Here is a 12,953-nt window from a genome sequence, read left to right on the forward strand (position 1 = left end):
CCGTACGCAGTCGGCATAACATTCTCCCGCCCGGAGTAACGACCGGAGCAATACAGCATCAGGCGACCCTAGATTCTCTATCGATCTTGATAGGGAGAGGAGTTTTCTATTGAGGCAAATAAAAAATCTGGTTTACTGCCACTTCGCTTGTTGGCTTTCAGGGGGGGATTTAGCCGGTGGTGTGGACGCGCAGGAGTATTATGCTCGGTGGATTGGCGTTGCTTGGGACCGGCGCCGTCAGCAAACCGGCAGCCGCAGCGGCAGCTTCTTATTTCGACGGCACAGCCGTCGACAACGGCGTGACATTCCGCAGCACCAATTTCGCCAAAATCGACAAGCGCTGGCATCGCCAGGTCGTCAAATATTTTAGCAGTGAGCCGATCGGTACCGTTGTCGTCGATACAAGGCACCATTTTCTCTACCTGATCATGGAGAACAAGACCAGCCATCCGCTATGGCGTCGGGGTCGGTCGCGAAGGTTTCAAATGGTTTGGCCGCGCCACCATCGACGCCAAATCGCTCTGGCCGCGCTGGACGCCGCCGCCGGAGATGCGCAAGCGCCATCCCGAACTGCCGGAATTCGTCTCGGGTGGCTCACCGAAGAACCCGCTCGGCCCTCGCGCCATGTATCTGCATCGCGACGGCGTCGACACCGGCTATCGATTCCACGGCACGCTGGAGCCATGGAGCATCGGCAAGGACGCCTCCAGCGGCTGTATCCGCATGTTCAACGAAGACGCCATCGATCTTTACCAGCGCTGCCCCATTGGCACGGCCGTACAGGTTCTGCCGCATATTGCCGACCAGGCTGAGGGCGCCACTCAGGTTAGCGAAACAACTCCGGTCGAATGAGGAATATCACCCCTATGTCTGCAATGATCGGATACACCAAGCGCCTTGCCGGCGCAGCGATGCTCTTGGCGCTCGCCGCCTGCTCCACCACCGAAGTCGCCTCCCTGGAAGAACCGGCCGCGGTGCCGATGACCGGCCAGACCAACGACCCCGCCCCCGGTTTCGAGAACGTTGCGGCTGGTAGCGAGGAGGATTTCATTCTCAATGTCGGCCGACGGATCTACTTCAAGCAGGACTCCGCCGCGCTCGATACCGTCGCCATGGCAACCTTGGACAACCAGGCCGCCTGGCTCAACAGGAACCCAACGTGGCTGCTCAAGCTGCAGGGATTTGCCGACGATTCCGGCTCCGCCTCCAATATGCAGACGCTGTCACAGAAGCGCGCCGATGCGGCGATGGCCTATCTCGCCTCGAAGGGCGTAGACCCCAAGCGCATGTGGGCCAAGGGCTACGGCAACGACCGCGAAGTCCGCGACTGCACGGAGCGCTCCTGCAAGGTGCAGAACCGGCGCGTCGTCACCAATCTGCGCACCCAGCCGGATGCGGTTTGATCGCAGATGAACTTTCCGGGACGCGCCGAACAAAGGTTGCTTAGTACATGTATTGCACGCCCCCGTCGGGATGGTGGATGAGGCCGCGATGGACGGGCCGTCGATCATGAAGCGTCTAGTTCGAGGCATCGAGGACGAAATCTGCATGGGCGGTCCAGCTTGCCGCCTGCCGCCAGGCCTTGCCACGCCATAGACCTGGAAGTTCTCATTGAACACCGGCGTATTTCGATCTTCATCCGCGCCGGAACGCCTGTAATTTGACGGTCGTGCGATTAGACTAAGACCGTCAGCGCTTTAAGCTGCCGTGGAGTAGATTAAAATTAGCCGGGCTTAGACTTTAAATTTGCCGAGAACTGGCGTCTTGGTCAGACCGGCGCTTTTCCTTCTCCCACTACTGGACGAGAGACCAAGATGAAGTCGATGTCATCGTCGAGGATCGGCGCGGCCGGGTTGTTGGGATTGAAGTAAAGGCGTCGGCAACGGTGAAGTCTGACGATTTTCGCGGGCTGCGCCAGTTACAAGAGGCGGTCGGCGATCGTTTCGTGCGAGGGCTCGTCTTACACGACCACGACCGAGTGACCCCGTTCGGAGAAAAGCTACAAGCCGCCCCGCTATCACTTCTATGGACAATGTGAACTGCGATCGAAAAGCGCCGGGCGGGTTAGGGGCGGGGCCATTCGTGCCAGTTTGAAGAATGTCGCTCGTCCCAGTTCGATCCGTGATCGCCAGGAGCACCAACACGTCAAGCCCTCACATCGCTAGCGCAACGGCGGCAAAGATGACCTGAAAAGTAATGACATGACCAATCGAAAGCGATGAGGTCGTCACAAATCACTGCAGAGACGGACCGTAGGGAGCGGGCGCGAAACGCAACGATCTCGTCGCGGGTGAGAATTCGAGGAAGAGCAAACTCGGTCCGCATCATTCGTGCACAAGGGCCGGCCACATGGCGCCGGCCCCAGTCGACGCGGAACCCTGTTCAGGATCGCGCTTCAGAAACGGCGTGCGCATTGCGAAGCTTGCCTAACGACCTCGAAAACAGAGGCTTTGCCGCATCTTTAGCGCTGCTTCTGCGACGTTTCCTGATCTCCACGATAAACGGCTTAATTCGGGACTTCATGAAGAGGCTCTCCTTAAGCCACCTGACGCTCGGCTTCGATCTGAAGAGGCGCCTGCTGAAAGGAGCCGTCTCCGATGGCGATCTTGCGCGGCTTCATGGCTTCGGGCACTTCACGCTTCAGCGCAATCGAGAGAATACCGTTCGTCAGCGAGGCGTTCTCGACCCTGACGTGATCGGCGAGCTCGAAGCGGCGTTCAAATGCGCGCCCGGCGATGCCGCGATGCAGATATTCGCCTTCTTTCCCATCGGGCTTTTGCCCCTTCACCAGAAGGACGTTCCGCTCCTGGGTGATGTCGAGGTCACCTTCGGCGAAGCCGGCCACCGCCATCTGAATGCGATAGTCGTCTTCGCCCGTCTTGACGATGTCATAGGGCGGCCAGGTCTCGATCGCCTGCAGGCGCTGCGCATTGTTCAGGAGATTGAAGACACGGTCGAATCCGATGCTGGACCGGTAAAGGGGGGCGAAATCAAGTTCGTTTCTCATAGCCATATCCTCCGTAAAGCAACATGGGTTGGAGACGCGTCGGAAACCTGCGTCTCCCCTCTGATCATCGGCCCGCTTTTGCGCTGCCGACGACGATGATCTGGTTCCGCATGATTTTCCATTCAAGAGGAGAATCTAAAAAATTTCAGGCTGCTTGATCCGGCAGTCCGGAGCGCCTCTTGCGCACTGTTTTCATTCAGCTCAACCAATGGCGCCTGGCCGTTCGACATCGGAATCATGAGGTCGGCGGCAGCACGTAGCCGGCCGGCGACGGCAGGTGGAGCACGAATCTTGTATCGGCGGCATTCGCCGCCAGGACCAGGTGATAACCACCCGGTTCGGCCCGGAAGGCGCCGGCCTCGATATCGAAATAGGCCAGATCGCGCGGCAGAACCTTCATAACGGCTGTGCATGTTTCGCCGGGTTGCAGCGAGAGCTTTGCGAAGGCGCGAAGTTCCTTGTCCGGCCGTTCCACTTTGGCTAACGGCGAGCGTACATAGAGCTGGACCAGTTTCGAGCCTGGCCGGTCGCCTGTGTTGGTGACGTCAATGCTGACGGTTATGCCTTCAGGATCCATTTCTCCTGCGGAGAGTCGCGGTTCGCCCCAACGGAAGCGGCTATAGCTAAGGCCGAAGCCGAAGGGGAAGAGAGGTTCGACGGCGCTGATATCGTGATGGCGATAGCCGACGAAGACGCCTTCGGCATAGTGCACATGCCCATTCTTGCCGGGATAAACGGTAGGATCGCCTGTGATGGCGGAATTGTCGGCAAGCGCCTTCGGGAAGGTCTGCGGCAGGCGGCCGCCCGGCTCGGCTTCGCCGAACAACACGTCGGCAACGGCATTGCCGAGTTCCTGTCCGGGATACCACATCTGCAGCACGGCACGGACCTTGCCGAGCCAGGGCATCTCGATGGGACCGCCGGTCTGCAGCACAACGACGGTGTTGGCGTTGGCGGCGGCGACCTTCTCGATCAGTTCCTCCTGCCGCCCCGGTAGCCGCATGTCGGGCAGATCCAGCCCTTCCGTGTCCCACTCGCCGTCGCGACCGACGAGAAGCAGCGCGACATCGGCATTGCGGGCCGTTTCGACGGCGACTTCGATATCGGCCTCGCCGAGCGGTTTTTCGACGCCGAAGCGGACGGCGATGAGGTTGATGCCCTCCTCGTTCGCCGTGGATGGCTCATATTCGACGGCAATTTCGTAAGGCCTGCCCGCTTCGAGCGTCACCGCGCCGCGCTGTTCGTCATTGGCGGTGCCGAAATAATTCTCGCCGCGCACCCAGCCGTCATGGCCGTCGACGATCAACCGGCCGTCGACGAAGAGCCGCGCCAGTCCGGCATTGGTCATGCCGAAGACATGTTGGCCGCTCTCCTCAGGCGCATATTGCATCACCATCCGGGCGGAGAAATCGGCGGGGTCGAGTTCGCCCGACGGCAGTTCGAACCAGAAGAATTCGCCCTTGTCGACGGTCTCGACGTGAAGCGGGGTGCCCTTACAGCCGCGCCCCTCGAAATATTCGACGGTGATCTTTCCCTTGAACACGTCGATCAGGCGGTTATGGCGGCAGCCGACGGCGTGGCTGATGCTGTTGGCATTGGAAAGAGCGGCGCGAATGCCTTCGAGCGGGCTCACCGTATAATGCGCGTTGATCTGCGCGCTGCCCCCACCCATGACGCGGGCGCTCGCCGCATTCGGTCCGATGACGGCGATCCGATCGAGCGAGGTCTTGGCAAGCGGCAGGATGCCGTCATTCTTGAGGAGCACCGCGCCTTCGGCACCGAGGCGCCGGATCAGCGCCCGGTCTTCCGGCAGGTCGACCGCCCGTTCGGTGAGATCGGGCTTACTTTCGAATGCGCCGACGCGCTCGAGCAGCAGCAGCATGCGCCGCGCCGCCGCCCGCACGGTGGCGGCTTCCACCTTGCCTTCGCGCACGGCCGCAACCAGCTTCTCACCGCGGTCGCGCGCCGGCCCTGGCATTTCGAGATCGAGGCCGGCATTGATCGTCTCGGCCGTGGAATGCGAGCCGAACCAGTCGGACATGACGATGCCGTCGAAGCCCCATTCCTCGCGCAGCACCTTGGTCAGCAACCATTGATGCTCGCTCGTATAGGTGCCGTTGAGGCGGTTATAGGAGGACATGACCGCCATGACGCCGGCGCGGCGCACCGCCTGCTCGAAGGGCGGAAGATATATTTCGCGCAGCGTCCGCTCGTCGATATCGGACGACATGGTCTGCCGCTCGATCTCGGATTCATTGCCGGCGAAGTGTTTTATGGTCGCCGCGATCCCCTCGCTCTGCACGCCCTCTATATAGGCGACCGCGAGTTCTGATGTCAGCATCGGATCTTCGGAATAACATTCGAAATTGCGGCCGTTGAGGCCGGAGCGATGAATATTCACTGTCGGCGCGAGCAGCACGGCCGCTCCCTTGCTCTTTGCCTGGCGCGCAAGGGCAACCCCCATCTGCCTGACGATATCGGGATTCCAGCTGGCGCCGAGCGCAATGGCGACAGGAAAGCAGGTCGCCTTGACGCCGGCGACCAGCGAGCCCGCGCCGCGAGCGCCGTTCGGTCCGTCCGTCACCTTGATCTTCGGCACGCCAAGCCGCTCGACGGGCACGGTCGTCCAGAAATCGGCGCCCGACAGCAACGAGACCTGTTCTTCGAGCGTCATCTCGTCGAGAATGGAATCGATCATGCAAACCTCCCGTTCAAAGACTGCGAGCACCGTCTGTTAAACCTACCGATTACTCGGTATTTTTAATATGTCAAGCTGACGGAGCTGATGTAAGAAGAAGAGGATATATCGGCCGGAGCATTGCGGATCGGCGCATCGCCGTTAAAAGAGGCCGACGGGAGAAATAATGGCAGAACGGAAGACGGGACAGGACGAGAAAAGACGGCGTCGATCCCCCAAAGGAGAGGAGCGCCGCGCGGAAATCCTGGCCGCGGCGATGCGGCGCTTTGCCGAAGACGGCTATCAGAATGCCGCGATCGGAGATATCGCCCGGGACGTCGGCCTGTCGCTGCCCGGCCTGCTGCACCATTTCCCCACCAAGGTCGATCTGCTGCTCGCGATCCTCGCCAAGCGCGATCTCGATAGCGCCGATTTCATCGGGCACTATCGCTCCGATGTCAGCGGCCTACTCAAGGGCATGGTCGAGATCTTCCGCCGCAATGCCGAAATGATCGAGGTCGTCAGAGCCTTCGCGATTCTGAATGCCGAAAGCCTGATGAAGGATCACCCCGCCAAGGCGTGGTTTCTCGCTCGCACTGCGGAGATGCAGAAGGACATCGCCGCGACTTTCGAGCGGGCGATCGCCGATGGCTCGATCGACAAGAGGATCGACAGCAAGGTGATAGCGGCCGAACTGATCGCCGTGATGGACGGCCTGCAAATGCTCTGGCTGCGCGATCCCGATCGCTTCGATATGGTCGGCGGTCTGGAAGCTTATGTCGACCGCCTGCTGGCGAGCCTCGCGCCGGAGGGATGAACTCTCTTTTCATCGAAGCGCGTGAGCCAGATCATGATGCGGCTGACGGTCTCTTGGTATCTTTGCCCGACAAGTAAGCCCGTATGCGTCGTGCCCCAAAGACCGAGATACTCGCCTCCGATGTGCCGCGCCGTCGCCCGGCCTCGCCGATCGGCGGCGTCATCGTTGACGGCTGAGATGACGAGGCTAGGGCAGGTGATCTTGCCGCCGTCGACGGAAATTCCCTGCGCTCCGAAATGAAAAGAAAAGGCGCCGAAGGCTTTGGCGGATTCCATGGACAGGTATTTCCGCTGGAAGGCGATGTCCTCGGGCGTTTCATCGGGGCTGGATTGCTCGTCGCGTACTGGCGCGGGAATGACGACCCCAGGTATCTCAGGCGCAAGATCCTGGTAAGGCACCTCGTCATGCACCTGCCTGGAGATGCTGGAATCGATCAATATCAGCCCGGCAATACCAACGATCTCTGCCAGCTTCTGGCTGAGGATTCCGCCCATGCTGAAACCGATCACAACAGGAGGAACAGCACATTCCCCAGCGATTGCGGACGTCGCCTCACGAACATCTTCAAGATAGTTCTCGAATTTCACCTTCGTGAAATCCACCGACCTGCTTTTATAGTGACCTCGCAGATTGATGCAGTAAGAATCCCACCCCGCCGCCATGAAGTGCGGAATGTACTTGCTCCACATCCAGCTGCCGGTGAAGGCGCCATGGACAAAGAGCAGAGGCGGTCGATCGGCCTCATCCGAGCGATCGTTCCCGCGAAAGATTTCCAGGAAAAGGTCGTTCTCGCCAATATATTTGCCCGTGTGCTCCGGCAACTCTCTCGCGTAGTCCCGAATGCCATCCACTCCCTTTATCTTGGCAGGCCTATTCGTTCCCGCTATCGAACAAAGGATATTTGTTACGCAATATTGATCAACTGCCACGGGTGGCCTTACATAAAGGACAAAATGTCTCTGATCGGATCTTGCCGTGGATAGTCTCGCGAACCTCTTCGCCTTCGTTCATGCAGCCGAACAGCAAAGTTATGTCGCAGCCGCGCGCGTTGCCGGCGTTTCACCGTCCGCGATCGGCAAGGCCGTGGCGCGTCTTGAAAGCCGGCTCGGTGTGCGGCTCTTCAACCGGACAACGCGCAGCATCAGCCTGACCGACGCAGGGGCGGTCCTTTACGAGCGCTACAAGCGCATCATCGACGATATGCAGGACGCAGAGGCAACCATCCTGCATAGCCGGGAACGCCCAAGGGGCCGCCTGCGCGTCAGCGTTCCGCACATTGTCGGACACCATCTGCTGATGCCGATGCTGCCGGCCTTTGCCGAGTGCTTCCCGGAGATCGAACTGGATGTGGATTTCGAAGACAGGGTCATAGACCTGGTTCAAGAGGGTCTGGATGTCGTGGTGCGGAGCGGCGAGCTTGCCGATACGCGGCTGATCGCCCGCCACCTTGGCGATCAGCATTTCGTCGTGTGCGGCAGCCCCGACTATTTCGAGCGCCATGGACGACCGGAGACACCTGCCGATCTCTGCGGGCATGCCTGTATTCATTTCAAATACCCATCCAGCGGCCGTATCGCGTCATGGGCCTTCAAGGCACCGTACGAGCGGCTGCTTCTGCCCAGAAGCCTGACGTTCAACAATACGGATGCGGGGCTGCGGGCAGCGCAGGATGGTCTTGGCCTTGCCCACCTGCCCGTCTACGTCGCGGAATCGCATATGCGAGCGGGAAGCCTGATCCCCGTCCTCACCTCCTTCATGGTGCCCTTCGGCTCGCTCTCGCTGGTCTGGCCGTCCAATCGCCAGCTTTCGCCCAAAGTCCGCGCTTTCGTGGATTTCGTCGTCGAGAATTGCGCCGCCCGAGCCGACGCTTTTCGACCGGCAGCCAGCCTGTCGCGCTGATCCGCTGTCGCGCCATATCCGGGGCGGGTACACTTTCCCTACTCACAACGCTGGGGGCTTTGATGCTCAGCCGCAGTTCCGGCTTGGTTTGGAATCGGAGCCGGCACTTGCTCCGCCATTGAGTGCCATCGGCTGATCTGAACGCGCCATTGCGATCGATGCGGATGATGTCTGCGGGATGCGCGGATCCGTCGTGGCCAGCCAGCGGTCTGCCGAAAAATACGCCCTGGTTCTTGCCTGCGAACCTGGAGCTGCCTTGAGGCCTAGAGCAAAACTAAATCTGTTCTCGCTGCCGGCTTCGCGCGTGAAGCTGAGATAAGAGCCGAATCGTTCGGCCTCGACATCGCGAAGTCTTTGGATCGACGCAAGCGCATCTTCAAAATCTCGCCAGCATGCCTGCTTCACAATGATCTCGAAAATGCGCAGCACTTCAGGGGCGAGAAGTCCCTCAGCATCAATCTTCGGTCCGACGATCTTGGCGCGGATCTCAACAATATTACCCGTCTCATCTCCACGAATCCTGAGGAAGGTCGAGCTCAGTGGCCTCACCTCGTCCCGTTCGTAGATGCGCTGAAAATAACATTCATAATCGCGATTGCGCATCGATGCAGCTTTCCATTCGCTCACCTCTATGCCGGCCTCTCGAAGAGCGCTGCAAATATTGGCGCCCGAGACCAGCCACATCCGCAGAAACTGGCTTGCCAGGTCGAGCTTTGGGACCTCCATCAGATGCCGCGATATGGATATCGTCGGACGAAGAAAAGAAGCAGCCGGATCAGAGTGGACGGTTGGGCGTGGCGAAGGGGCAGCCTTGTTGAGCGCTCCCTTTTCCAAGTCCTCGGTCGGAGATTCGGATTGGCGGATGTCAAGGTAAGAAACCGCAATCGTTGCGACAAGCAGGGCGAGTAGCAAGAGCGCTGGCCGACGTAACGGGCGGCGGTTGCTCAGCAACGGGAACTTCCAGCGCTTGGATGGGCTGTCGCGAGAAGAACCGGCTGCTGAGAACAATTTATTCACTGCGTTGCCTCGCAAGCTTGCGACCAGCGGTGTCGGTCGCCGCCTGGTCAATCCCCGTGGCCAAACCTTTTGAGGCGAGCGACGATGTGAAAGCGGTACAGCCGGCTCACCTTCGAAACCGCGATTTTGATGTCGAGTGTATCGAGCGTCAAGCAGCAGTCTGAAACGGCTGCGCCCCAAAAGAAAAGCTCGCCTATGTCGCCGATCCTTCGGGAAATTACTTTCCATCAAGCCATTCCTGCAGCTCCGCCTCAGCGCGTTCGAGAGCGCTGTAATTCAGAAGTTTACGCAGGAAAGCAATCGTGACGGCGCGGGCGCGGAGATTGAAGCGGCCGTCCTCGTGGTCGTCGACAGCCGTCTGATAGACGTCGAGCTTGTCGTAGAGCTGCTGCAGGCGGTTTTGCACGCTGCGCAGCGACAGGCTCCGGCGTTTGGCGATGGCCCGGTCAGTCAGACCGAGGGCTATGTCAACGAGGATTTCGTATTCGGAATCGGTGAAGCCGTTGGTCTGGCCGAGGCTCTTCTGCTGCAGACCACGCACCTCGCGGTCGATGACACACTGGCTCTCGATGAAGATCGAGCGCAACGCAAGCTTCAGCCGTTCGTCGGAAGCTGATTTCAGCACATAGCCATAGGCGGCGCCATCCGGCACGATGCGCGAGACGCCGCGCACATAAGCCTCATCCGAATAATTCGACCAGAACAGGATGCGGGTTTCCGGCCGCTCCTTCCAGATCGTGCGCGCCGCCTCGATGCCGTTGCGGCTCGCCATCTGCAGGTCCATGACAATATGCGCCGACTTGTGGTCGCGGGCGAGCTTCTCACCGACGGTTCCGTTCTCCGCCTCGATCACCGTGTCGCATTCCGGCAGGGCGGCGTTAACAGCCTCATGCAGGTAGGACCGGTGCAGCGGGTCGTCCTCGACGATCAGAACTTTCATCTTTTCTTTCTCCTCAGTCCGGCTCGCCCGCCGGGCCGCTCGGCGCCAGCGGCAGCACGACGCGCACCGCGGTCCCGCGATTATTATGCCCGGGGCCGGTCGTGAAGCGCGCCGAGATCAGCCGCGCGCGGGTCTTCATATTGTCGATACCGCCGCCGATCCGTCCCCGCGTCTTGGCAAGCCCGGTTCCGTCGTCGGAGATTTCGATCGCCAGCTGTTCGTCGTCGGCTTCGAGCCGCACCATGATCGCCAGCGGGGCGGCATGGCGCACGGCATTGTTGATCGCCTCCTGCGCTATGCGAAACAAGGCGACGCTGACGGTCGGCTCCAGCCTTTCGAGCGCCCCATTCGTCTCGTCGACGAGTCCCCATTCGATGCCCGACCCGGTGTCGCGGGTCGATCGGTCGAGATGATGCTCGATCGCCTGAGCGAGGCCGAAGAGCTGGAGCACGGAGGGTTTTGCCTGCTCGATGATCTGCCGCAGATCCTGCATGCAATGCTGCAGCGATCGCGAAACGGGTTCGAGCGCCTCGGGGGTCACCTCGCCGTTGCGCGACAGCCGGTCGATTCGCCGGGCAAGCCGCGTCAGGTCGGCAAGCGTCTGGTCGTGAAGGTCCATGCCGATTCGCTGGCGTTCCTGCTCCAGGGCTTCGGTCAGCTTCAGCGCGCCCTGACGCAGCCCCTCCTCGCGGGCGCGTGCCTCCGCCTCCACGATCGCCGAGCGTTGCGCCTGCTCGGCCGCCTGCAGCGCAAAGAAATAGGGCGTCAGCAGGTCGGCGATGATGCGGGCGCGTTCGACGTCCTCCATCGTATAGACGCCCGCCCTGTGAGACGAACAGGAAAGGGCCGCGATGATCGTGCCCTGCACCTTCATCGGCACATGCAACCGGCTCCTCAGCGATTGTTCGACGATCGGCCGCTTGAACGCGCCCTCGAAATGGAAACGCGGGTCTGTCATGGCATCGTCCGTGAGCAGAAAATCGACCTCACCTCGCAGCAGCGAACGGATGGGGCTGTTGACGACAGGCGCGCCGGCGATCTCGCCCCAGGCAGTCTCGATGCCCGTCTCATAGGCCGTGTGATAGTTGCCGCCTTCGAGCAGCACGCAGACGTCGAGATGGTCGTGGGGGATGATGTGGGCGACCTCGGCAGCGACCGATCGGATCGCCGAGCGGAAGTCGAGCTGGCCCGCGAGCAGCCGGGAAATGCCGAGATAGTGGTCGAACAGGGCTGCCGGTGCGAGATGCAGCATTGTCAGTTCCTCCCCCGTCACGACAGGCTCCTCAACCCGGCGTGATCGTTTCCCAGTAAGCGCCCGCAAATGGGCCGCCGTCTTGCGTAAACCCGCAGCTTGTTGCGCAAAACCCGCAAACGAGTTGCCGCCTTGCCCCTGTACAGGCAGGCCGATCTCCCGCATCCTGCCCTTACTGAGAGGAGGAAGCTCAGTGCAAGAACAATTTTCACTCGGGTCTGGTTTGGCCGGCAGGAGTGAAGCGATCCGCCGACCGGCGCGATCATGAGGGAGGAAGACATGACAATCCGTAAGATGCTTCTGGCATCGGCCGCTATTGCTTGCGCCGCCATGCCCGTATCCGCCTTTGCCGACACGTCGGCCAAGAAGATCGCTCTTTCCAACAATTATGCCGGGAACTCCTGGCGCCAGGCGATGCTGACGAGCTGGAGCAAGGTGACGGGCGAAGCCGTAAAATCAGGCGTCGTTGCCGCGGCCGATCCTTTCACCACTGCCGAGAACCAGGCGACGGAACAGGCGGCGCAGATCCAAAACATGATCCTGCAGGGCTATGACGCGATCGTGCTGAACGCCGCCTCGCCGACGGCGCTGAACGGCGCGGTCAAGGAAGCCTGCGACGCAGGCATCACCGTCGTTTCCTTCGACGGCATCGTGACCGAACCGTGCGCCTGGCGTATCGCTGTCAATTTCAAGGAAATGGGCCGCAGCGAGGTGGAATATCTGTCGAAGAAACTCCCACAGGGCGGCAATCTGCTCGAGATCCGCGGCCTTGCCGGCGTTTTCGTCGATGACGAGATCTCGGCCGGCATCCACGAAGGCGTCAAGCAGTTCCCGCAGTTCAAGATCGTCGGCTCCGTGCACGGCGACTGGGCGCAGGACGTGGCGCAGAAGGCCGTCGCCGGCATCCTGCCGAGCCTGCCTGACATCGTCGGCGTTGTGACGCAGGGCGGCGACGGTTATGGGGCCGCACAAGCGATCGCCGCGACCGACCGGAAGATGCCGATCATCATCATGGGCAACCGCGAAGACGAGCTGAAGTGGTGGAAGGAACAGAAGGACGCCAAGGGCTACGAGACGATGTCGGTGTCCATCGCGCCCGGCGTCTCCACCCTCGCCTTCTGGGTCGCCCAGCAGATCCTCGACGGCAAGCAGGTCAAGAAGGATCTCGTCGTGCCGTTCCTGCGCATCGACCAGGACAATCTCGAAACGAACCTCGCCAATACCCAGGCCGGCGGCGTCGCCAATGTGGAATACACGCAGGCAGACGCGATCAAGGTCATCGAGTCGGCAAAGTAACTCTCCCGGCGATTGCCGCGCGCGCCGAAAATGGCCGCGCGGCAGTCC

The 12,953-nt window shown here is 60.8% G+C and carries 11 protein-coding genes and 1 pseudogene; 6 read left to right on the forward strand and 6 right to left on the reverse strand.

From position 1 onward, the window contains the following. The first annotated feature begins 176 nt into the window (after positions 1-176). From NXC14_RS31075 to NXC14_RS34040, 3 genes and pseudogenes are all read left to right on the forward strand, one after another. Positions 177-852: pseudogene (locus NXC14_RS31075) on the forward strand (L,D-transpeptidase). Positions 853-866: 14 nt separating this feature from the next. Beyond that, complete coding sequence (locus NXC14_RS31080; RefSeq protein ID WP_085781828.1) at positions 867-1,403, forward strand: OmpA family protein; 537 nt, start codon at positions 867-869, stop codon at positions 1,401-1,403. Positions 1,404-1,756: 353 nt separating this feature from the next. Further along, positions 1,757-2,038, forward strand: a complete 282-nt coding sequence (locus NXC14_RS34040) for a hypothetical protein (RefSeq protein WP_348630270.1) — start codon at positions 1,757-1,759, stop codon at positions 2,036-2,038. A gap of 498 nt (positions 2,039-2,536) precedes the next feature. Here the strand turns inward: NXC14_RS34040 and NXC14_RS31090 are convergent, their stop codons facing one another. Both NXC14_RS31090 and NXC14_RS31095 read right to left on the reverse strand, forming a co-directional pair. Further along, on the reverse strand, positions 2,537-3,007 hold the full coding sequence (locus NXC14_RS31090; RefSeq protein ID WP_085781829.1) for an Hsp20 family protein: 471 nt from the start codon (positions 3,005-3,007) through the stop codon (positions 2,537-2,539). A gap of 235 nt (positions 3,008-3,242) precedes the next feature. Next, positions 3,243-5,705 carry a glycoside hydrolase family 3 C-terminal domain-containing protein gene (locus NXC14_RS31095; protein WP_085781830.1) on the reverse strand — a complete coding sequence of 821 codons (2,463 nt, stop codon included), beginning with the start codon at positions 5,703-5,705 and terminating at the stop codon, positions 3,243-3,245. Between the two features lie 166 nt (positions 5,706-5,871). On the opposite strand from NXC14_RS31095, the gene NXC14_RS31100 reads away from it, so the two are divergent. Continuing rightward, positions 5,872-6,501 carry a TetR/AcrR family transcriptional regulator gene (locus tag NXC14_RS31100; RefSeq protein ID WP_085781831.1) on the forward strand — a complete coding sequence of 210 codons (630 nt, stop codon included), beginning with the start codon at positions 5,872-5,874 and terminating at the stop codon, positions 6,499-6,501. Here the strand turns inward: NXC14_RS31100 and NXC14_RS31105 are convergent. Next, positions 6,459-7,343, reverse strand: a complete 885-nt coding sequence (locus NXC14_RS31105) for an alpha/beta fold hydrolase (RefSeq protein WP_085782075.1) — start codon at positions 7,341-7,343, stop codon at positions 6,459-6,461. The two genes, NXC14_RS31100 and NXC14_RS31105, sit on opposite strands and share 43 nt — an antisense overlap. Positions 7,344-7,476: 133 nt before the next feature. Here NXC14_RS31105 and NXC14_RS31110 point away from each other — a divergent pair, with 133 nt between their 5' ends. Further along, complete coding sequence (locus tag NXC14_RS31110) at positions 7,477-8,400, forward strand: LysR family transcriptional regulator (RefSeq protein ID WP_085781832.1); 924 nt, start codon at positions 7,477-7,479, stop codon at positions 8,398-8,400. Between the two features lie 66 nt (positions 8,401-8,466). On the opposite strand, the gene NXC14_RS31115 is transcribed toward NXC14_RS31110, so the two are convergent. The 3 genes from NXC14_RS31115 to NXC14_RS31125 form a co-directional block, all read right to left on the reverse strand. Further along, the gene (locus NXC14_RS31115; RefSeq protein WP_085781833.1) at positions 8,467-9,351 is read right to left on the reverse strand and encodes a DUF6030 family protein; all 885 of its coding nucleotides are present in this window, start codon (positions 9,349-9,351) and stop codon (positions 8,467-8,469) included. Between the two features lie 283 nt (positions 9,352-9,634). Beyond that, on the reverse strand, positions 9,635-10,357 hold the full coding sequence (locus NXC14_RS31120; protein WP_085781834.1) for a response regulator transcription factor: 723 nt from the start codon (positions 10,355-10,357) through the stop codon (positions 9,635-9,637). A 13-nt stretch (positions 10,358-10,370) separates the two neighbouring features. Then, positions 10,371-11,609 carry a sensor histidine kinase gene (locus NXC14_RS31125; protein ID WP_085781835.1) on the reverse strand — a complete coding sequence of 413 codons (1,239 nt, stop codon included), beginning with the start codon at positions 11,607-11,609 and terminating at the stop codon, positions 10,371-10,373. A 279-nt stretch (positions 11,610-11,888) separates the two neighbouring features. On the opposite strand from NXC14_RS31125, the gene NXC14_RS31130 reads away from it, so the two are divergent. Continuing rightward, positions 11,889-12,905 (forward strand): ABC transporter substrate-binding protein, encoded by a 1,017-nt coding sequence (locus tag NXC14_RS31130; RefSeq protein WP_085781836.1) that lies wholly within the window; start codon positions 11,889-11,891, stop codon positions 12,903-12,905. Positions 12,906-12,953: the final 48 nt, after the last annotated feature.

The sequence above is a fragment of the Rhizobium sp. NXC14 genome, assembly GCF_002117485.1.
Classification (GTDB): domain Bacteria; phylum Pseudomonadota; class Alphaproteobacteria; order Rhizobiales; family Rhizobiaceae; genus Rhizobium.